The following is a 20,066-nucleotide window of genomic DNA, read 5'->3' as shown; positions in this document are numbered from 1 at the left end:
GGATCCGCGGGAGCGCGCACCGACGGTGCTGAGCCGGGGCGTGCCTCTCGCGGGTCACGGAGTGTCATGCTCTCTGCCCCCGCGCGGACCGGTTCTGAGCAGTCTGATGCCGGGCGGCCCGGCCCTGAACGGTCCGGCCCCGGCTGGCGGTTGTGGCGCGATCCCTTCGGTGTGCCCCACGTGCAGGCGGACGATCTCACCGCGCTGGCACACGGCCACGGCTACGTGACCGGTGTGGACAGGGCCTGGCACGTGGAGGTGCTGCGTCACCGCGCCGAGGGGCGCTCGGCGGAGCTCGTGGGACCGGACGGGCTCGACGGCGATCACCTCACCCTGGCCGCGGATGTCCCCGGCACGGCCAGACGGTGGTGGGACGCGGCGTCGGCGCAGGACCGGGAGTTCTTCGCCGCGTACGCGCGCGGGATCAGCGAGGCACTGGCCGAGACCTGGTCAGGGACCCCCGAGGTGCGCGAGCTCGGTCTCACCGAGCGGGCCGTGCGGCCGTGGGACCCCTGGACCCCGATGGCCGTGCACCTCGATGCGCACCTGCTCACGGGGAGTCTCCCCGAGCAGCTGTGGCGACGCCGCGTGCGGCGCGATCTCGGCGACGCCTGGGTCCCCGTGCTCGATGCCGAATCCCCCGCGGCGGCCGGATCCAATGCGTGGCTCGTTCCGGGCGAGCTGTCCGCGAGCGGCGCACCGCTGCTCGCGGCGGACCCGCACCGCGTCGTGGAAGAATCGGGGCCCTATCAGCCCGTGTGCCTCTCCACGCCGGACGTCCGGGTGCGGGGTCTCGCGCTCGCGGGATTGCCAGGGGTCCCGCACTTCGGGCGCACCGAAAGCGCCGCGTGGGCCATTACGGCCGCCATGACGACGACGGAACACATCGCGGACCTAGCTGTCGAGAACCGTGACGGCGCGTGGTACGTCGCGACCACGGGTGAACGGCTCGAGCACCGCTCGGTGGTGCTGCGGGCGCGCGGTAGCGTCGAACGGGCCTGTTTGCTCCGCTCGTGCGCGGCGGGGTTCGTGCTGCCGGGCACTCCCGCGGCGGAAGCAGTGCTCGACGCCGCCGTGCCCGGCACCGCGACCACCGTCACCGTGGTGTTCCCCGCGCCCACGGCGGATCCTGCGCGGGCGTTCTCGGCATGTCGTGAGCTGCTCTCGGCGCGCACAGCGGACGACGTCATGGAGGCGGTGTCCGGGTGGGCCGTGCCGTGCAACGACGTGGTGGCCGCGGACCGCGACGGCTCATGCCGGCACACGGTCACGGGGTCGTTCCTGGGGGCCGCCGAACCGTCCCGACCGCTGCACGGGATCACCGTGCGCGCCAATCAGCGCCCCTCGGACCCCTGCGCTTCGGCCGCGCGGCTCGCGTGCGCGCCCCCGCACCGGGCCCGGCGGGCAACGCACCTGCTCGACGCCGCCGTGGCCGAACACGGTGCCGTGTGTCATGAGGACCTGTTGGCGGCCCAGCTGGACACCGCCGCTCCGCACTGGCCCCCGCTGTTGAGGGAGCTGTTCGCGGACGCGTCTCCGACCGCCGTGTCGGACCCGGTCGCCACCGTGGCGCGGGTGGGCTCCACGGGGCCGGTGCGGACGGCGCCGGAGCCGGACGTGGCGTCGGGACCCGTGGGGGCGCCGTCGGCGGCCGGTGCGGCATCGCAACGGGAGGGGGAGTCCCGAACGACGAATGCATCGGCGGAGGCGGCTGACTCCGTCCGTGCGGCGCTGCTCGACTGGGACGGGTCGATGGCGGCGGGGTCCTGGACAGCGTCGTTGTTCGCCGTGTGGCGGGACGCATTCGTTCACGAGCTCATGCGGACCACCCCGCTATCGGTGCTCTCGGGACCCACAGGCATGCCGACCGTGTGGGACCCGTTCCTGCACGGGCCCGGACGAGTGGGACTCGCGGTGGAGAACATCGTGCGTCACGGCCCTGACCTGGGAGTGGACGTCCGCTGGTGCGCCAGGACGGCCCTCGAACGGGTCGCCCACGAGCACCCGGGTACGGCGCTCCCGCCGTGGGGCGCACTGCATGTGTACACCCCGTGGCGCAGTGACCCGGCCCTGACCGCGGCGGACCCCGTTCCCGTGGGCGGGGACGCGGACTGCCTGCTCGCGGCGGGGACACTACCGGGCACGGGACCCGCGTGCGTGCGTGTCCCCGCTGCGCGGGTGCTGTGGGATCTGGCCGACCCCGCGGCGTCATGGTGGATCACACCCGACCCCGTGGCCCGGGGCGAGTGCACGGAACCGCCGCTGCACCGGTGGTCGCGCGGGGAGACGGATCACGCTCTGCCGTGGGTTCCGGCTGGTTCCGTGGGGAGGTCCGGCGCGATGGGTCCGGCCGGTCCGGCCGGTCCGGCCGGCTCGGCCAGCTCATCCGGCTCGTCCGGTGGATCCATCGACCTGGGCGCACTGCCACCGCTACCCGATCAGTCCGCGCCGGGCCCGCGCGTGACGCTGAGGCCCGTGGATCCGGGGCGGGACGCGGCCGTGATCCACGAATGGGTCCGTGCGCCGCGAGCCCGCTTCTGGGGCATGACGGGGTGGACCCGCGAGTGGGTGCGCGAGGTGTACGAGTACCTGGATGCCTCGCCCACGCATCATGCGTGGCTCCTGGAACTCGACGGTACCCCCATGGGTATCTTCCAGAGCTACGAACCCCACGCTGATCCGGCGGGCGCGACGTATCGGGTGGAACCCGGGGACCTGGGGGTGCATGTCCTGCTGGCGCCCCTGCGCACCCGCCGCCCGGGACTCACCGCGGCACTCGGGCGCCTCATCATCGCGCAGCTCGCACGCTGCGGCACCCGACGAATCGTGGCGGAACCGGACGTGTCCAACGACCGGGCCGTGGCCCGACTCATCGCCACGGGTTTCGAGCTCGGCCCGACCATCCGGTTACCGGGGAAGACCGGGCAGTTGGCGTTCCTTCGCGTTGACGGGCTCACCGAGTCCCACTGAGCACGACCGGCGGTCGATTCGGGGGCTGACGTTGCGAGCCGCCGCATCCTTGTGGGCTGACCGGGCGGTCGCACGAGCCTGGCTTCATGGGTTTCACCCGGGGCAGAGCGGTCCACGGACACCGCGGTCCGGCCCGCTCCCGAACCGACGCCGCCCCCGGTCACCGCGCGTGCGGTGGCCGGGGGCGCCGGGCCGGTGCGGGCACAGGACCCGCGGTGGCGCGAATGTCAGTCGCGCGTGAGACGACGGTGCGTGAGGCGCTTGGGGCGGGCAGCGTCGGCGCCGAGGCGCTCCACCTTGTTCTCCTCGTACGCGTCGAAGTTGCCCTCGAACCAGTACCAGCGGTCGGGGTTCTCCTCGGTGCCCTCCCACGCGAGGATGTGGGTGGCCACGCGGTCCAGGAACCACCGGTCGTGGGAGACGACCACGGCGCAGCCCGGGAACTCGAGAAGTGCGTTCTCCAAGGAGCCCAGCGTCTCCACGTCGAGGTCGTTGGTGGGCTCGTCCAGCAGCAGCAGGTTGCCGCCCTGCTTCAGCGTCAGCGCCAGGTTCAGGCGGTTGCGCTCACCACCGGAGAGCACACCGGCCTTCTTCTGCTGATCCGGGCCCTTGAAGCCGAACGCGGACACGTACGCGCGCGAGGGCATCTCGACCTTGCCCACGTTGATGTAGTCCAGCCCGTCCGAGACGACCTCCCACAGGGTCTTCTCCGGGTCCAGGTTCTCGCGGTTCTGGTCCACGTAGGAGATCTGCACGGAATCGCCGATCTTCAGCTCGCCGCCGTCGAGCGGTTCGAGACCCACGATGGTCTTGAACAGGGTGGACTTGCCCACGCCGTTGGGACCGATCACTCCCACGATGCCGTTGCGCGGCAGCGAGAACGAGAGCCCGTCGATCAGGGAGCGGTCCCCGAAGCCCTTCTTGAGGTTGCTGGCCTCGATGACCTGGTTGCCCAGGCGGGGCCCCGGCGGGATCTGGATCTCCTCGAAGTCCAGCTTCCGGGTCTTTTCGGCCTCGGCCGCCATCTCCTCGTAACGCGCCAGACGGGACTTGGACTTGGTCTGGCGGCCCTTGGCGTTGGAACGGACCCATTCGAGTTCGTCCTTGAGACGCTTGGCCTGCTTGGCGTCCTTCTTGCCCTGGATCTCCATGCGCTTGGCCTTGGTGTCCAGGTACGTGGAGTAGTTGCCCTCGTAGGGGTAGAGGCGGCCGCGGTCCACCTCGCAAATCCATTCGGCCACGTGGTCCAGGAAGTACCGGTCGTGGGTGACGGCCAGTACCGCACCGGGGTAGGAGGCCAGGTGCTGCTCGAGCCACAGCACGGACTCGGCGTCCAGGTGGTTGGTGGGTTCGTCCAGCAGCAACAGGTCCGGCTTCTCGAGCAGCAGCTTGCACAGCGCCACACGACGGCGCTCACCACCGGAGAGCACCTTCACATCCGCGTCCGGCGGCGGGCACCGCAGCGCGTCCATGGCCTGCTCGAGCTGGGAGTCGAGATCCCACGCGTTGGCGGCGTCGATCTCTTCCTGCAGCTTGCCCATCTCTTCCATCAGGGCGTCGAAGTCGGCATCCGGCTCGGCCATCTCGGCGGAGATCTCGTTGAAGCGGTCGAGCTTGGCCTTGATCTCGCCGACGCCCTCCTCCACGTTGCCCAGGACGGTCTTGTCCTCGTTCAACGGGGGTTCCTGCAAAAGGATGCCTACGGAGTAGCCGGGGCTCAGGCGCGCCTCGCCGTTGGAGGGCTGGTCCAGCCCCGCCATGATCTTCAGAATCGTCGACTTACCTGCGCCGTTCGGCCCCACCACGCCGATCTTGGCGCCGGGGAAGAACGACATGGTGACGTCATCGAGGATGACCTTGTCGCCCACTTTCTTGCGGGCTTTGTTCATGGTGTAGATAAATTCCGCCATACCCTCCAGGCTACCGCGCCGCCGCACTCGCGCGAGCCACGGAGCGACGTCGTTCCCTCACCTCCCGGCGTCGCCGCGCCGCGGTCCCCCGGCCGTGCGGTCCCGGTTCCGGAATCGCTCCCTGGTACGACGACGCCGCCCGCCCCCTACTAGTCAGCCACCCGTGGTCGCCCCCTCCAGGTCGGAGGTTTCACGCGTCCGGTCGGCGCCGTCACGGGACTCGTCTTCGGCGTCCTCGTCCACCCCCTCCGTGACACCCAGGGTGTCCCCGACCGCGGCACTGGCGTCGGGAGCGGCCGGGGTCAGGCCGTCGAACGTGTGGTCATGCTCCCCCACCGCGATCACCGCCCCGGAAGTGAGATCCACGAACCCCTCGTCGGACAGTCCCATCGACCGAGCGGAGCGGTACCGATCGTGCCCGGCGGTCCCGGCGTTCTCGTTCGAGTCCTCCCCGGCGCCGTCCATGCCGGTGTCGTCAGACCCCTGTCCGTCACCCGGCGCGGCACTTGCCGTACCGGCCCCCGGATTCCGCCCGCCTGAGCGGGCAAAGTTGGCCGTGCCGAAGCTCAGGTCATGACCCACGGCCGCCGCATCCACCTGCACGATCGTGCGCGGGCCGGAATCCGACTGCCACTCGTTGATGCTGAGCTTGCCGGTGACCACCACGGGTTGACCGCAGTGCACGCTCGCCATGACGTGCATGGCCAGGGCGCGGAAGCACCGGATCGAGTACCAGTTGGTGCCGGAGTCGTGCCACGTCTGGGTGGCGGCGTCGAAACGGCGGGACGTGGTGGCCAGGCGGAAGCGCGCGGCCATCGTGCCGTCGTCGAAGAGGTGCGACTGCGGGTCCTTGCCCACGAATCCGCGCAGTGTCACGTGTTCGCTCATGGGATGCTCCTTCATTCGGTCACCCGCGGCCCGCAGGCCGGCGGGTAAGGGGTGAACCCCGCATCGGGGTGAGCCCAGCCTGACGCGCGGGACGCGGCGTCGGCGGTCCGTTCAAGGAGGTGTGGAGAGCCCGATGCCCGGCCGGGCGACGTCGGCCATCTGTGCAGCCCGGACCGCACGGGGTGGCGGAGCAACTCACGTGCGCGAGCGGCTCGGTGGCGTTGCTAAACTGAGTCGTCGCTTCGGCGACCCGCCTCAGTAGCTCAGTGGATAGAGCAGGAGCCTTCTAATCTCTTGGTCGGGGGTTCGACTCCCTCCTGGGGCACCACGAAACGCCTAGTCAGAGGGGCTTTGAATCGGCCTCGTTGACACGGGGCCGATTTTCGTTGACGCGGTCCCTATGCTCAGGGTCATGGCAACCATCCGAGAGCGCGTGCGTAAGGGCGGCACCACCGGGTGGGCCGTACTGTGGCGTGACGCCGATTTGGGGCGGGACGGGGCCTGACTCGCGCGCGACACGTTGTGGCGGATGTCACGGGCAGGCGTGCACCCCGGTAGGTTTATGCGCACGCACTCGTTTGCTATCGCATGAACGATCCACCACGCACTTAATATCAGGGAGATCAGCATGAGTACCCCCGTCAACGGCCCCGGCCCCGGCCCCGAGGGCCAGCCCGAGAACCACCGCCCGCAGGAGGGCTACCCCCAGCAGGGCGGTCAGCCCTACGGTCAGCAGGGCTACCCTCAGCAGGGTTACTACCAGGAGCCCCCGAAGAAGAAGCGCAAGAAGTGGCCGTGGATCCTAGGCATTATCGCCCTGCTGCTCATCCTGCTCTTCGCCGGGTGCGCCACGCTCATCGGTGGGGCCGCGAAGTCCGTGAACGACTCCATCCAGTCCAATGCCCCGACCGAGGAAGCTCAGGACAACGGAGCCAGCACGGGCGGGGAGTCCGCGCCCGCCGATGCGAAGGCCGCGCAGGGCAAGGATCAGCTCAAGATCAGCACCACCGCTACCGAGGCCGGTTCCGTGTCCTACGGTTCCGGCGGCTCCATGAGCACGGGCGAGTTCACCACCGACTGGACCAAGACGGTCACCGCCAAGCGCATGGACTTCTTCTCCGTCACCGTGCAGGACAGGTCCGGGGCGCCTGACGCCAAGGTCACCTGCACCATGACGCGCGATGGCAAGAAGACCGAGGAGCAGAGCGCCACCGGGGCCTACGCCTTGGCCACCTGCACCGACTCCTACTGATCCCCACCGCAAGGGGCCGGTCCGGGGGTCCCGGTCTGGCCCCTTAAAAGAACGCTTTGGGGCCGCGCAACGCCGGTTGCGACAAGGCGTCCGTGACAGCCTCGACTTCCCAGCCGCGTGGTCCCCAAGATCTGAAACGAGCCCGACGCCACCTCTAGGCTCGCCGAGCTGCAGTGATCAACTTTGATCACAAGACCACATGGTCCGCGGATCCCCTAACTGGAATGAGGTATGACCGACGTGAATGACCACTCTTCAACCCCCTACGAGACCGACTCTTCGCCCCTTCCGAACGCCCTTTCCTTCCGGTATAGGGACGAGGAGTCTGAGCTGTCCACCCTGCGAGCGACCGATCTAGAGCAAGTACTCGAAGGTCTGCGTGAGCTGACGGGCATCTACGCTCGATCTGGTGGTTTCGATGAAGAGAGCGCCGTTGAACCGGAGCTTCGCGTTTCTCCACCGCGTCACGGTTCGTTCTTGTTCGATGTAACCTGGCTGGCTCCTTACCTTCAGGACTACCTCAACAATCAGACAGACGAACTCGCCACCATGGGAGTTGGTGGCATGGGAACCGGTATTCTGCTATTCCTCAAGGCGAAGATCAAGGCAGCGCGCACGGTAGTAACTGCGCAACGCAGGCTGGAGGACGGCAATTGGGAAGTTTCCTTCAACGATGGCTCGACCCTCATCCTGTCTCCTGCTGTCATGGATGCTTTCACTCGGTCTCCGAAACGGAGCAAAAAGGCACTGAACAAGCTCCTCGCCCCGTTGGCACACGACGCAGACTACCTCGAAGTTTCTTCATCTGATGGGGCCGAAGGGGCTCTCGCGGTGAGAGATGACTACGTTGCCACGATCCCTGAGCCGGAGGAAGATGAAGTACCAACGGACTACGATCTGCAGTTCGAGACGCCGGTGCGAAAGGTGGAGTTCGATGGGGACCGCAACTGGTACATACGAATCCCGGAGACGGGGTACCGCAACGCGGCGTTGTCCACCCCTTACACGACACCGATCGGCCCCAACGACACGTTCACCCTCAAGGTCCAGGTCACTCACGTAGAGTCTCCCTCGGGGTACAAAAAGAAGTACTCGATCATCGAAGTGGTTGACCACGTCCCAGGAGACACCGATGACAGTTCACACGACTCGCAGGCCTCCCAGTAGGTCGGAGCAGAGACCCGCCAGAATCGACCTCTGGTCGGTCGCGCTTCTTTTCCTCGCCGTTGCTTGGCTCGTGGTGGCGTTCTTCTTCATGGCGCGCAACCACTCCTCGCCACTCTTCCTCGTTCCAGCTGTAGCTGTAGGGATGTACGCAATCATCAACCTTCGCGAGTAGGCGCCACCGCTGGACTCACGATCGAGGCCCCCACCTGGCAGGTGGGGGCCTTATTCGTGTCTTCGCTCACAACTACATTCGAACACATGTTCGACCCTTGGGCCTTCACCGCAGAACGAGACATCGAGGTTAGCCGCACCCCCTCCGGCACCTCAGTGGGTGCACCGACGGCCGGCGCATCTGGCTGGACCAGAACCTCACCGCCATTGAGGCCCGGTGCACACTCACCCACGAGCTCATCCACCTCGCGCGCGGTCACAACCAGCACCAGCCGCCCGCCGTCGAGGACCGCGTCCGCGCAGACACCGCGCGTCTGCTCGTCCCCTGGGCGGCCATCACCGCCCATGCTGGCTCCCGGCTGAGCATCTGGCAGCTCGCCCAGGAGCTCGGCGTCACGGAGCGGGTACTCAACGACCGACTGCAGCATGCGAACGCGGAGGAACTCGCGGAGCTGCGGGGTGAGGCAGGGTAGGTTCAGGGCGTGTTGACGGCGTCAACGGGCCCGGAGTTTTGGCCCGTGGTGGTTTGGTCGCGTTCCGCGCCGTTCCGGGCCGTATCGTCGCAGGACACGCCCGGAAGGCGTTTTCGACTCCCTCCTGGGGCACCACCATGTGTCCGGCGAGCTGGCCTGGAGAACGGCCTCGTCCGTGCGGGACCGTTCTCCCACGGCTCCCGCACCGTGGCCATGGCTGGATGACGCCGGGGCGGGCGCCGCGACAAGCGATGAGGGATCTGCACCGCATCTGCAGGGGTGTTCGCCGAGCCGCGTCGGTGCGAAAATGACCTCACACTGTCAGCGACGAGAGGTACCCACCATGACCACGTCCCAGCACGTTCACACCTCCACCACCCCAGAGAGCTTGCTGACCCCGCCTATGCGGGCGCTCGAGAATGCAGGTGCCCTGGATCCCGCGGTCACCGCGGCTAATGCGCTCTCCTCCGTGATCACCGGCAACGACAGCATTCGCGATCTGCTGCGCGGCAAGCGGCTGGGGCACGCCCTGCACCCCCTGATCATCGAGGTCCCCATGGGCACCTGGATGAGCGCCCTCGTGCTGGACACCCTGGGCGGCAGTGACGGCCGCCGGGCTGCGCGTTTGCTCACGGGCGTTGGTGTGCTCTCGGCCGTGCCCTCCGCTCTCACCGGCTGGGCCGAGTACTCGGGGCTGCAGCAGCGCGACAAGCGCGTGACCGTGGTGCACGCGGGAGCGAACGGTGCGGCCGCCGCGCTACAGGCCGGTTCGTGGTTCGCCCGCCGTGCGGGCCGCCACGGTCTGGGCCGCGTGCTGGCACTGGGCGGCATGTCCGCGGCTGGTCTCGGCGGGTACCTCGGCGGACACCTGTCGGTGTCCCGTCAGGTGGGTTCGCGTGACGCCGCCTACGACGACGGCACCAACGGGCGCGAGCACTGAGGCCGCGGTGGGCTTCCGCGGCCGGCGGTGCATCACCGGACCGCCCGCGCACGGTGACCGAGCGGCGAACGAAGGCCACGCAGACGGGAGGCGACGGCGCCGTCGCACCCGTGCGCCCCGTGGGGGGCGGCTCAGCGGCCGTAGAACAACCGCTCGAACACCGAGCGGGACTGCCGGGTGATCCGCAGGTAGTCCTCCTCGAGCTGCGCGGCGGAACCGGGTTCGTAGCCGATCCACCGGGCCACGGCCTCGAGGTCCACCCGGCGTGACGGCACGGAATCGGAGGCCCGCCCGGAGCGCAGGACGTTGCCGTTGCGGATGTCCGTGGCAAGTTTCCACGCGTGCTCCAGTACGGCGGCGTCCTCCGGGCCCACGAGGTCGGCGGCCACCGCGGCGTTCAGCGCGGGCAGCGTGGAGGTGGTGCGCAGCTCGGGGACCTCGTGCGCGTGCTGCAGCTGCAGCAACTGCACGAGCCATTCCACGTCCGAGAGCCCGCCCCTGCCCAGCTTCACCTGCCGGGTGGGATCTGCCCCGCGGGGCATCCGCTCGCTCTCCACGCGCGCCTTCATGCGCCGGATGTCCACGAGCTGACGGTCCGTGAATTCGGCCGGGTACCGGAAGCGGTCCACCACACGGAAGAACGCCTGGGCCACGTCCTCGGAACCGGCCATGTACCGGGCGCGGGTCAGGGCCTGGAACTCCCAGGTCTGACCCCAGCGCTCGTAGTACTCGGCGTACGAGGCCACCGACCGCACCATGGTGCCCGAGCGCCCTTCCGGACGCAGGTCGTTGTCGATCTCCAGGACCCGTTCGGCGATCACGGGCGGCGTGCACGGTTGCTTCAGGAGCTTGACCATGCGGTTGAGCACGGTTTCCGCGGCACTGCGCGCTTCCCCGGGGTCCGCGTCCGGGGCGGGTGCGTACGCGTACATCACGTCCGCGTCCGAGCCGAAACCGATCTCGCGCCCGCCCTGGCGCCCCATGGCGATCACGAGCACCTCGGCGGGGACAGCGCCGTCGTGCTCGGCCGCGTACTCGGTGCGGGCAAGGTACAGCGCGGCCATCACGGTGGCCTGGTCCACGTCCGAAAGACCCGTCACTGTGGTCTCCACGCTGGCGACGCCGCTCGTGTCCGCGAGCGCGATGCGCAACTGTTCGCGGCGCCGGATCTGGCGCACGGCCCGGATGGCCTCGCCCGGGTCGTGGTGCCGAGCGACCTGCGCGCGCATCTGTGACACGAGCTCGTCCAGGGACCGGGTGGCCAGCTGCGAGTCGTCGCCCAACCACGCCGTCGCCTCGGGAGAGGTTTCGAGCAGGTCCGAGACGTACCGAGAACTCGAGAGGATGTGACACAACCGCTCGGCCGCGGCGTTGGAATCCCGCAGTAATCGCAGGAACCAGGGTGTGTTGCCCAGAGCCTCGCACACCTTGCGCAGGTTGAGTAGACCGGCGTCCGGGTCCACGCCCTCAGCGAGCCAGTCGAGCAGAACCGGCAGCAGCGTGCGCAGGATCTCGGCTCGCCGGCTCACGCCGCGCGAGAGGGCCTCGATGTGTCGCATCGCGGCCTTGGTGTCCTGGTACCCGAGTGCTGCGAGGCGGTCCCGAGCGGCGTCGGTCGTGAGGGTGGTGTCCGCGGGCGCGTTGGCGAGCGCCGCGAGCATGGGACGGTAGAAGATCCGCTCGTGCATGCTGCGCACGGAGCGCTTGGCCGCGTTCCAGTCGCTCACGAGTTTCTGGGCCGTGGGGTGCGTGCGCTCGGCGGCGCCGTCCACGGACCGGGCGACGACGGCCAGTTCCCGTTCGTCGCGCGGCATCAGGTGCGTCCGCCGCATGCGGAACAACTGGATCCGGTGCTCGAGCAACCGCAGCCATCGGTAGTTGAGGCCGAACTCCTCGGCGTCCGCGCGGCCGATGTAGCCACCGGCGCTCAGCGCCGCGAGGGATTCCGTGGTGGCACGCGTGCGGACGGTCTCGTCCGAACGCCCGTGCACGAGTTGCAGCAACTGCACCGTGAACTCGACGTCCCGCAGTCCCCCGGGTCCGAGCTTGATCTGCCGGTCCCGGTCCGCCTCCGGGATGTTCTCCGTGACCCTGCGGCGCATGGCCTGGACAGATTCCACGAAGCCCTCGCGCTCGGCGGATGACCAGATGAACGGCGCGATGGCCTCCTCGTAACGCCGCCCGAGGTCCTGGTCGCCCGCGACGCACCGGGCCTTGAGCAGCGCCTGGAACTCCCAGGACCTGGCCCAGCGCTTGTAGTAGCGCACGTGGGAGTCCATGGTCCGCACGAGCGGCCCGTCCTTCCCCTCGGGCCGCAGGTTCGCGTCCACCTCCCACAACGCCGGCTCGGGACCGGTGGCCATCATGGCCTGCGCGAGGGTATGGGCCATCTCGGTTGCGATCTCCGTGCTCGTGCTCTCGTCCGGGGTGTCCCCGGCGCCGGAGGCCCGGGTCTCCCCGACGTAGACCACGTCCACGTCCGAGATGTAGTTCAGCTCCCGGGCGCCGCACTTGCCCATGCCGATCACCGCGAGCCGCACCTGTTCCACGACGGCGGGTTCCCAGCGCTCGGCGGCGTGGGCGCGCGCCACGGCCAGCCCCGCTTCGAGGGCAGCGCCTGCGAGGTCCGCGAGTTGCCGGCCGACGGCGGGCATGTAGGCCACGGGGTCCACGGCCCCGACGTCCCGGACGGCCACGCGCGCGAGCCCGCGGCGATAGGCCACGCGCAACGCCTTGTGCGCGTCCTGTCCCGTGAGCGATGCCACCGGGGTGTCCGCCTGCGGATCGGCGCCCACGGATTCGAGCAGCGCCGCACGGAAGACCTCCGCGCGGTCCGCCCTCGGCTCGTCCACGGGCGGGATGTCCAGCAGGTCCAGGTTCTCGGGGGCGCGCAGCAGGAACTCCCCCAGCGCCTCGGACGCACCCAGCAAGCGGAACATGGTCTCGGACTCTCGGGGGTCCCCGTTGATTCGCCGCGCGACCTCCGGGTGGTTCTCGATGAGCCGCACGATGAGCTGCAGCGCCACGTCCGGCGACGCCGCGTGGGCCAGTCCCGCGAGCAGCGCGGACAGGTCCACGCCGTCCAGTTCCCGGAACCCCAGCCAGCGCCGGGCATTCGTGACGTCCGCGAAACCGATCGAGATCAGTTGCTTGGCCGAGATCTTCTCCGCGCGCTCCTTGGCGGTGCCCGGGGTGTCAGTCATGGTCTGCCCCTACAGGATGCCCAGGTTGGTCCGCAGTTCGTAGGGCGAGACCTCCTGGCGGTACTGGTCCCAGTCGCGGCGCTTGTTGCGCAGGAAGTACTCGAAGACCTGCTCGCCCAGCAGCTCCGCCATGAACTCCGATTCCTCGGTCAGCCGGATCGCGTCGTGGAGGCTGCCCGGCAGGGGTTGGTGGCCCACGGCGCGGCGCTCGGCGCTGCTCATGGCGAACACGTCGTCCATCTCCACGGGCGGCAGCTCGTACTCGTTCTCGATCCCCTTGAGCCCCGCCCCCAGCAGCGCGGCGTAGGACAAGTACGGGTTCGTCGCGGAGTCGATCCCCCGGTACTCGATCCGGGAGGACTGCACCTTGTCCGGCTTGTAGAGCGGCACACGCACCAGCGCCGAGCGGTTGTTGTGGCCCCATGACATGTACGACGGCGCTTCGTCACCGGCCCACAGTCGCTTGTAGGAGTTCACGAACTGATTGGTCACGGACGTGAACTCGGGGGCGTGGCGCAGCAGCCCGGCGATGAAGTGCCGCCCGGTCTCGGAGAGCCGGAACTCGGCCCCGGCCTCGTAAAACGCGTTGGTGTCCCCTTCGAACAGGGAGAAGTGCGTGTGCATCCCCGAGCCGGGGTGGCGGGAGAACGGCTTGGGCATGAAGGTCGCGTAGATCCCCTGGGACAGGGCCACCTCGCGCACCACGGTGCGGAACGTCATGATGTTGTCCGCGGTCTGCAGCGCGTCCGCGTAGCGCAGGTCGATCTCGTTCTGACCCGGTCCGGCCTCGTGGTGCGAGAACTCCACGGAAATGCCCACCGATTCGAGCATGTTCACCGCGGTGCGGCGGAAGTCTTGGACCACTCCCCCCGGGACGTGATCGAAGTACCCCTCGTAGTCCACCGGTACGGGTTCGCCGGTGCGCGGGTCCAGCTCGGGCGAGCGCAACAGGTAGAACTCGATCTCGGGAGCGGTGTAGCACGTGAAGCCCATGTCCGAGGCCTTGGCGAGCACGCGGCGCAGAACCCCGCGGGGATCCGCCGCGGAGGGCTCACCGTCCGGGGTCTTCAGGTCGCAGAACATCCGGGAGGTCGGCTCGTCCTCCCCGCGCCACGGCAGCAACTGAAACGTGGAGGGATCCGGTTGCAGGAGCATGTCGGACTCGAAGATCCGCGACAGCCCCTCGATCGAGGAGCCGTCGAACCCGAGGCCCTCCTCGAACGCGGCCTCCACCTCAGCGGGTGCCAGCGCAATGGACTTGAGGGTCCCCACGACGTCCGTGAACCATAACCGGACGAACCGGACGTCCCGGTCCTCGATGGTGCGCAGAACGAATTCTTGCTGACGGTCCATGGGTCCACCTCGGATTCCTGGGGCGTGTGACACAGCGGCTGCGGGCTCACGCGCCGGGGCCATGCCCGGGACGAGCCACGTCACAACTGTATCGGTCGCAGCAGCGTTCCTCGCGCCCGTCTCCCCCATCTGTCCGCTTGCGTGTTCCCGCCCCGGTCCGCACGGAGATCGGGTCGCCGAGTCAGTGCCGCTCCCCGCCCGGAACCCCTGGGCCCGACCGGCCGGTACCCTGACACCATGAGCGAAACGCAGCCTTCGTCCGGTTCCCCCGCCGAGAAATCCCTCGCCCAGATCGCCCGCGTGCGGACCCTGCACCTGCAGCGTGCCAAGGACGCCGGGGAGAAGTTCTCCATGCTCACGAGCTACGACACGCTCACCGCGGGGATCTTCGACCGAGCCGGCGTGGACGTCCTGCTCGTGGGTGATTCACTCGGCAACACGGTGCTCGGACACGAGTCCACCCTGCCGGTCACGCTCGAGCACATGATCACGTTCTCCGCCGCGGTCATGCGCGGCGTACAGCGCAGCCTCGTGGTCGTGGACCTGCCCTTCGGCTCGTACGAGGAGTCCCCGGATCAGGCCGTGCGCAGCGCGGTGCGGATCATGAAGGAGTCCGGCGCGCACGCCGTGAAGATCGAGGCGGGGGAAGCGCTCGCGGAGCACGTGGCCGCCGTGGTGCGCGCTGGGGTCCCTGTCATGGGTCACGTCGGATTCACCCCGCAGTCCGAGCACGCGCTGGGCGGGTTCCGGATCCAGGGCCGCGGCGAGGCCGGGGAGCAGCTACTGCGCGACGCCCGTGCCGTGCAGGACGCCGGGTGCTTCGCCGTCGTCCTGGAAATGGTGTCCGCGGACGCCGCGGCACGAGTGGAGGACGAGCTGCGGATCCCCACGGTGGGGATCGGCGCCGGGAATGTGACCACCGGCCAGGTGCTCGTGTGGCAGGACATGCTGGGGTTGCGCACCGGGAAGATGCCGCGCTTCGTCAAGCAGTACGCGCAGCTCGCTCAGGTCGCCGACGACGCCGTGCGCGGCTACGTGGCCGACGTCCGCTCCGGTGCGTTCCCGGCCGAGGAGCACTCCTACCGGGGGTGACGCCCGGGTCGCCCCGAACGAGAATGGGACCGGGCGACGTCGCCGCCCGGCCCTACAGGGTCAGTCACCCTTGAACGCGGCGTCCTCGTCGTCCCAGCGCTTGGTGTTCTCCGCGGCGCGCTCGAGGGCGCGCGAGGCCTCCTCGCGGGTCGCGTAGGGGCCCATGAGCTTGCGGTAGTCGTCCTTGGGGCCTTCCTCGACCTGCTTGGTGTAGAGGTTGTACCAGTACTCGGCCATGATCTTCCTCCCTGTGCGGCGCCGTGCGCCGTACACCCGCCCCGCGGCGGGGTCGCGAACCTTCCCGGCCGAACGGGCCCGGGACTCAAGGATTAGGCTAGTTGCTGAACCAGGTGTTCGGGGCGCCTTGACGCCTCACAGCACGAACACGCCCGCGATCGCCGCAGGAGGCAATGACCCATCGTGACCACGCACAATCTCGCACCAGCACCCGGATCCACCGCACCGCGCGGCGCGCTGCGCCCCGGGAACCTCACCCCGCGGCGCCACGTCCCGGGCGGGATCGAGCGGCCGGAGTACGTGGGACGCCGGGACGCGAACGAGGGTCACGCCTCCAACGTGTACACCCCCGAAGAGATCGAGCTGGTGCGCGAGGCCGGCCGGATCGCCGCCCGTGCGCTGCAGGCCGCGGGCGCGGAGGCCAGGCCCGGCGTGACCACGGATGAACTGGACCGGATCGCGCACGAGTACATGTGTGATCACGGGGCATACCCCTCGTGCCTCGAGTATCGCGGGTTCCCCAAGTCCATCTGCACGTCACTCAACGAGGTGATCTGTCACGGCATCCCCGATTCCACCGTGCTCGAGGACGGGGACATCATCAACCTGGACGTCACCGCGTACAAGAACGGCATGCACGGGGACACCAATGCCATGTTCCTGGTGGGTGACGTGGACGAGGATTCCCGCCTGCTCGTGGAACGCACGCACGAGGCGATGAACCGCGGGATCAAGGCCGTGCGTCCCGGGCGTGAGATCAACGTGATCGGGCGCGTCATCGAGAAGTACGCCAAGCGTTTCGACTACGGGGTCGTGCGCGACTTCACCGGGCACGGCGTGGGGCGCGAGTTCCACACGGGTCTGATCGTCCCGCACTACGACGCCGCCCCGTCCTACGCCACCGAGATGGTCCCGGGAATGATCTTCACGATCGAACCCATGCTGACCCTCGGTTCCATCACGTGGGACCAGTGGTCCGACGACTGGACCATCACGACCCACGACAAGATGCGCACTGCACAGTTCGAACACACCATGGTCGTGACCGATGACGGCGTGGAGATCCTCACCCTCCCGTAAGATCGAGCGACGGGGCGGGCTGCATCGCGTCCACCTCCGCATAGTTTCCACCGTGAACCGAAGGGACCGTTCATGAGCTCAGGTACTCCGCAGGGTGTCGTATCGCAGTGTGGCATCGGAATCGACATTGGTGGTACCGGCACCAAGGGTGGGATCGTGGATCTCGCCACCGGCCAACTCGTGGGTGAACGGTTCCGCATCCCCACGCCGCAGCCCGCCACGCCGGAAGCCGTGGCCGGCGTCGTCAAGCAGATCGTGGACGAACTGCAGTCCCGCCCCGAGGCCCCGGCCCCGGACAGCCACGTGGGCATCGTTTTCCCCGCCATCATCAAGAACGGGGTGGCGCTGTCCGCGGCGAACGTGGACAAGTCGTGGATCAACACGAACGTGGATGCCCTCATGACCGAGACGCTGGGCCGTGAGGTCGAGGCCCTCAACGACGCCGACGGCGCCGGGCTCGCCGAAGCGCACTACGGCGCGGGCAAGGGCAAGGAAGGCCTGGTCATGGTGATCACCCTGGGCACAGGGATCGGTTCCGCGATGATCCTCAACGGCCAACTGGTCCCCAACGCCGAGCTCGGTCACCTGGAGATCGACGGCTTCGATGCCGAGACCAAGGCCTCGGCCGCCGCCCGGGAACGCGAGCAGCTGCCCTGGAAGAAGTGGGCCAAGAAGCGGCTGCAGCGGTACTTCTCCCACGTGGAGTTCCTGTTCTCCCCGTCCCTGTTCGTGATCGGGGGCGGTGTGTCCAAGAACTCGGAGAAGTTCCTGCCCTACCTCGAACTGCGGACACCGGTAGAGATCGCCGCGCTACGCAACAACGCTGGCATCGTGGGTGCTGCGCTGTGGGCCCAGCAGTGCCGGGACGCCCAGGCCGCCAAGCCGGTCATCGACCCCGTGAAGTGACGGACGCCCGTCCCGGGCCGTGGAGATCCTCCGCGCTCGGGACGGTACCGACCCGCCCCGGACATGGGTGAGACCCCGAAGGTGACCGCGGCTTCCCCTCCGCGGACCCTCGGGGTCTCGTATTGAGAGTCTAAGTACTCAACGCATTCGGATCAAGCCGTCAGGTGTTCGCCCAGGTCGGTGAGGAATTCCCCCACGGGAGCGTCCACCTTCACGGTGGCCATCGAGTCCCCTCCGGTGACGCCGTGGTTGACGATCACCACGGGGATCCCCTCTCGGTCTGCTTGCCGCACGAACCGGCGTCCGGAGTTCACGGTCAGCGACGATCCCGCCACGAGTAGCGCCTCGGACCGCGCGACCAAGCGCCGCGCCAGGGCCACGCGGTGCGACGGCGCGTTCTCCCCGAAGAACACGACGTCCGGTTTCAGCACCCCCTGGCACACGGGGCAGTCCCACACACGGAAACCGCCGGTGTGCTCCACGGTGGCGTCCGCGTCCGGGGCGTATTCGATGTCGTCCGCCGAGGCCATGCCGTCGTAGAACCCGGGGTTCAACTCGTCCAGGTAGCGCGAGACCTGTTCCCGGGGGAACCGGGACGAGCACGAGGTGCACAACACCCACGCGTAGGTGCCGTGCAGGTCCACCACGGCCACGGAGCCGGCTTTCTGGTGCAGCCGGTCGATGTTCTGGGTGATGATCCCGTCCACCAGACCGGCGGCCTCGAGCCGGGCCAGCGCCTCGTGGGCGGCGGACGGTTGTGCCCGGGCCACGAAGTGCCAGCCGTACTGGTTGCGGGCCCAGTAGTGCCGGCGACTCGCCACACTGCCCATGAACTCCTGATACGTCATGGGGGAACGAGGTTTGGCGCCCGGGCCGCGGTAGTCGGGGATCCCGGACGGGGTGCTCACCCCCGCGCCCGTGAGCACCGCGATCTGCTTGCCCCGTAGCACCTCGAGAACGCGCGGCAGACCGTCTCGGGCGTTCAGTGCATGGGGATCGGGGAAGAGGCTCTCGTCCACCGGTGCGCCGTAACCGGCGCGCAGTACTCGCAGGGGCATCAGGACCGGGGCAGGTTCTCGAGGACGCCCCGCAGTCGATCCCATTCCCGGGCCTGGGTGATGTCGGCGGAGCTGACGTCACGGATGATCCCGCGGGCGTCGATGGTGATGGTGTGGCGCTGGGCGCACCCTGCGTCCTCGTCCAGGACACCGTAGCGGCGGGCCACGTCCCCGTGGGGCCAGTGATCGGAGAGCATCTGGAAGTCGTAGGACTCCTGCCGCGCGAACGCGTCCAATGCGAAGTGGCTGTCCGTGGAAATGCACACCACGACGGCGGCGAACTCATCGAACATGTCCGCGTGATCCTGCAGATGGCACAGCTCGTCCGTGCAGATCGGCGAGAACGCGTAGGGGAAGAACACGAGCACGACCGGCGCACCCCGGTAGTCGCCCAGGGAGCGGGACTCGCCGTAACGGTCCTGGAGGGTGAAGTCCGGCGCGGTGGATCCGATGGCACTCATGAGGGCCCTTCCTGCCGCGCGGGAGCGCCGCGGCGCGCGCTCAGAAGTTTCGTTTGGGGGTCAGGCGGGAGACGGACCAGTCCGGGGAGACCCGTGCCGCGCTCGTGACGTGCAGACCGGCGGTCGAGGCCGCTTCCTGGATGTCAGCGGGAGAGACGTGGTCCTGGCGGCCGGCCTTGGGCGTCAGCAACCACACGACACCGCCGTCGTCGAGGGTGGTCTGGACGTCCACGAGCTCGTCCACCAGATCGCCGTCCCCGTCACGCCACCACAGCACGACGGCGTCCACGACCTCTTGCGCGTCCTCGTCGAAGAGCTCCGAGCCGATCGCGTCCTCGATCCGCCCGCGCAGATCCGCGTCGACATCGTCGTCGTAACCGAATTCCTGGACGTAGTCGCCGTCCTTCAGATTCAGTTGCGCCGCAATGCTCTCCTCGGGGGCTTTCGCCTCGCTCACCGTAACTCTCCTTCACTGCTGTCTCGCGCGGGGCCGGACCGTCGGCTCAACGACGCTGCCGGACCTCACCCTCACCGTGACGGGGATGTCAACGGTGCGTAATAAAGACAACACTGGATTGTCCCCGCGTTCAAGCCACACCACGAACCGCGGGGCGAATCGGGTGACTTGTGACACGTTCCACACCCGTGGCGGCCCGGCGCAGGCGGTGTGACGCGTGAAACGGTGTGGCCACTGCCGGTGACGCCATCGCGTGTGACACGATGAAAGGACGGCGGCATCGGCCTGTCCGATCACCCGCCGCCTGACACACCGCTCCGACACCGGGGATCCCGTGACACGGAGCTGACGATAGAGAGGTTCTCGTGTCTTCCGACAGCAATCACCACATTTTGAGTGGGTTGACGAATAATCTTCAGGACGCTGATGTTCAGGAGACGCAGGAGTG

The 20,066-nt window shown here is 68.5% G+C and carries 16 protein-coding genes and 1 tRNA gene; 9 read left to right on the top strand and 8 right to left on the bottom strand.

The window, feature by feature from the left end; all coding sequences use genetic code 11:
• Positions 1-66: 66 nt before the first annotated feature.
• A complete protein-coding gene (locus RF637_RS09825; protein WP_368844732.1) occupies positions 67-2,970 on the top strand; it encodes a GNAT family N-acetyltransferase in 2,904 nt (967 codons plus the stop codon).
• A 227-nt stretch (positions 2,971-3,197) separates the two neighbouring features.
• Here RF637_RS09825 and ettA read toward each other — a convergent pair whose 3' ends face one another.
• A complete protein-coding gene (gene ettA, locus RF637_RS09820) occupies positions 3,198-4,880 on the bottom strand; it encodes an energy-dependent translational throttle protein EttA (RefSeq protein WP_035962235.1) in 1,683 nt (560 codons plus the stop codon).
• Between the two features lie 153 nt (positions 4,881-5,033).
• Positions 5,034-5,768, bottom strand: a complete 735-nt coding sequence (locus RF637_RS09815) for a single-stranded DNA-binding protein (protein WP_368844731.1) — start codon at positions 5,766-5,768, stop codon at positions 5,034-5,036.
• Between the two features lie 252 nt (positions 5,769-6,020).
• On the opposite strand from RF637_RS09815, the gene RF637_RS09810 reads away from it, so the two are divergent.
• From RF637_RS09810 to RF637_RS09790, 5 genes are all read left to right on the top strand, one after another.
• A tRNA-Arg gene (locus tag RF637_RS09810) sits at positions 6,021-6,096 on the top strand.
• Between the two features lie 300 nt (positions 6,097-6,396).
• On the top strand, positions 6,397-7,020 hold the full coding sequence (locus RF637_RS09805; RefSeq protein WP_368844730.1) for a hypothetical protein: 624 nt from the start codon (positions 6,397-6,399) through the stop codon (positions 7,018-7,020).
• Between the two features lie 231 nt (positions 7,021-7,251).
• Positions 7,252-8,187, top strand: a complete 936-nt coding sequence (locus RF637_RS09800; protein WP_313362300.1) for a hypothetical protein — start codon at positions 7,252-7,254, stop codon at positions 8,185-8,187.
• A gap of 350 nt (positions 8,188-8,537) precedes the next feature.
• Positions 8,538-8,831 (top strand): ImmA/IrrE family metallo-endopeptidase, encoded by a 294-nt coding sequence (locus RF637_RS09795; protein ID WP_368844761.1) that lies wholly within the window; start codon positions 8,538-8,540, stop codon positions 8,829-8,831.
• Positions 8,832-9,174: 343 nt separating this feature from the next.
• The gene (locus RF637_RS09790) at positions 9,175-9,771 is read left to right on the top strand and encodes a DUF2231 domain-containing protein (RefSeq protein WP_313362299.1); all 597 of its coding nucleotides are present in this window, start codon (positions 9,175-9,177) and stop codon (positions 9,769-9,771) included.
• A gap of 131 nt (positions 9,772-9,902) precedes the next feature.
• Here the strand turns inward: RF637_RS09790 and RF637_RS09785 are convergent, their stop codons facing one another.
• Both RF637_RS09785 and RF637_RS09780 read right to left on the bottom strand, forming a co-directional pair.
• On the bottom strand, positions 9,903-12,974 hold the full coding sequence (locus RF637_RS09785; protein ID WP_368844729.1) for a bifunctional [glutamine synthetase] adenylyltransferase/[glutamine synthetase]-adenylyl-L-tyrosine phosphorylase: 3,072 nt from the start codon (positions 12,972-12,974) through the stop codon (positions 9,903-9,905).
• 9 nt (positions 12,975-12,983) lie between these two features.
• Entirely contained in the window at positions 12,984-14,327 is a 1,344-nt protein-coding gene (locus RF637_RS09780; RefSeq protein WP_035962238.1) for a glutamine synthetase family protein, read from the bottom strand.
• 237 nt (positions 14,328-14,564) lie between these two features.
• Here RF637_RS09780 and panB point away from each other — a divergent pair, with 237 nt between their 5' ends.
• Positions 14,565-15,419 (top strand): 3-methyl-2-oxobutanoate hydroxymethyltransferase, encoded by an 855-nt coding sequence (panB, locus tag RF637_RS09775; protein ID WP_368844728.1) that lies wholly within the window; start codon positions 14,565-14,567, stop codon positions 15,417-15,419.
• Positions 15,420-15,479: 60 nt separating this feature from the next.
• On the opposite strand, the gene RF637_RS09770 is transcribed toward panB, so the two are convergent.
• The gene (locus tag RF637_RS09770; protein ID WP_121544375.1) at positions 15,480-15,656 is read right to left on the bottom strand and encodes an SPOR domain-containing protein; all 177 of its coding nucleotides are present in this window, start codon (positions 15,654-15,656) and stop codon (positions 15,480-15,482) included.
• A 183-nt stretch (positions 15,657-15,839) separates the two neighbouring features.
• On the opposite strand from RF637_RS09770, the gene map reads away from it, so the two are divergent.
• Entirely contained in the window at positions 15,840-16,736 is an 897-nt protein-coding gene (map, locus tag RF637_RS09765; RefSeq protein ID WP_368844727.1) for a type I methionyl aminopeptidase, read from the top strand.
• Positions 16,737-16,808: 72 nt separating this feature from the next.
• A complete protein-coding gene (gene ppgK / locus RF637_RS09760; RefSeq protein WP_064847240.1) occupies positions 16,809-17,642 on the top strand; it encodes a polyphosphate--glucose phosphotransferase in 834 nt (277 codons plus the stop codon).
• A gap of 152 nt (positions 17,643-17,794) precedes the next feature.
• Here the strand turns inward: ppgK and RF637_RS09755 are convergent, their stop codons facing one another.
• From RF637_RS09755 to RF637_RS09745, 3 genes are read right to left on the bottom strand one after another with little or no spacing between them, the layout of a single operon-like run.
• A complete protein-coding gene (locus RF637_RS09755; protein WP_368844726.1) occupies positions 17,795-18,700 on the bottom strand; it encodes a Sir2 family NAD-dependent protein deacetylase in 906 nt (301 codons plus the stop codon).
• Positions 18,700-19,161, bottom strand: a complete 462-nt coding sequence (locus RF637_RS09750) for a redoxin domain-containing protein (protein ID WP_167318399.1) — start codon at positions 19,159-19,161, stop codon at positions 18,700-18,702. Before RF637_RS09750 ends, RF637_RS09755 begins: the two co-directional genes overlap by 1 nt.
• Positions 19,162-19,201: 40 nt before the next feature.
• A complete protein-coding gene (locus tag RF637_RS09745) occupies positions 19,202-19,618 on the bottom strand; it encodes a DUF3052 domain-containing protein (RefSeq protein WP_144996474.1) in 417 nt (138 codons plus the stop codon).
• Between the last annotated feature and the right edge of the window lie 448 nt (positions 19,619-20,066).

Source organism: Kocuria sp. CPCC 204721 (assembly GCF_040980945.1).
Lineage (GTDB): Bacteria > Actinomycetota > Actinomycetes > Actinomycetales > Micrococcaceae > Kocuria > Kocuria marina.
This window is presented reverse-complemented; position numbering and strand designations above follow the sequence as displayed.

What these genes read in the sequence shown, in the direction of transcription:
- ppgK (WP_064847240.1), top strand. Translation starts at nt 16,809, where the DNA reads ATGAGCTCAGGTACTCCGCAGGGTGTCGTATCGCAGTGTGGCATCGGA.
- RF637_RS09825 (WP_368844732.1), top strand. Translation starts at nt 67, where the DNA reads ATGCTCTCTGCCCCCGCGCGGACCGGTTCTGAGCAGTCTGATGCCGGG.
- panB (WP_368844728.1), top strand. Translation starts at nt 14,565, where the DNA reads ATGAGCGAAACGCAGCCTTCGTCCGGTTCCCCCGCCGAGAAATCCCTC.
- RF637_RS09770 (WP_121544375.1), bottom strand. Translation starts at nt 15,656, where the DNA reads ATGGCCGAGTACTGGTACAACCTCTACACCAAGCAGGTCGAGGAAGGC.
- RF637_RS09755 (WP_368844726.1), bottom strand. Translation starts at nt 18,700, where the DNA reads ATGCCCCTGCGAGTACTGCGCGCCGGTTACGGCGCACCGGTGGACGAG.
- RF637_RS09785 (WP_368844729.1), bottom strand. Translation starts at nt 12,974, where the DNA reads ATGACTGACACCCCGGGCACCGCCAAGGAGCGCGCGGAGAAGATCTCG.
- RF637_RS09750 (WP_167318399.1), bottom strand. Translation starts at nt 19,161, where the DNA reads ATGAGTGCCATCGGATCCACCGCGCCGGACTTCACCCTCCAGGACCGT.
- ettA (WP_035962235.1), bottom strand. Translation starts at nt 4,880, where the DNA reads ATGGCGGAATTTATCTACACCATGAACAAAGCCCGCAAGAAAGTGGGC.
- RF637_RS09800 (WP_313362300.1), top strand. Translation starts at nt 7,252, where the DNA reads ATGACCGACGTGAATGACCACTCTTCAACCCCCTACGAGACCGACTCT.
- RF637_RS09805 (WP_368844730.1), top strand. Translation starts at nt 6,397, where the DNA reads ATGAGTACCCCCGTCAACGGCCCCGGCCCCGGCCCCGAGGGCCAGCCC.
- RF637_RS09780 (WP_035962238.1), bottom strand. Translation starts at nt 14,327, where the DNA reads ATGGACCGTCAGCAAGAATTCGTTCTGCGCACCATCGAGGACCGGGAC.
- RF637_RS09790 (WP_313362299.1), top strand. Translation starts at nt 9,175, where the DNA reads ATGACCACGTCCCAGCACGTTCACACCTCCACCACCCCAGAGAGCTTG.
- RF637_RS09815 (WP_368844731.1), bottom strand. Translation starts at nt 5,768, where the DNA reads ATGAGCGAACACGTGACACTGCGCGGATTCGTGGGCAAGGACCCGCAG.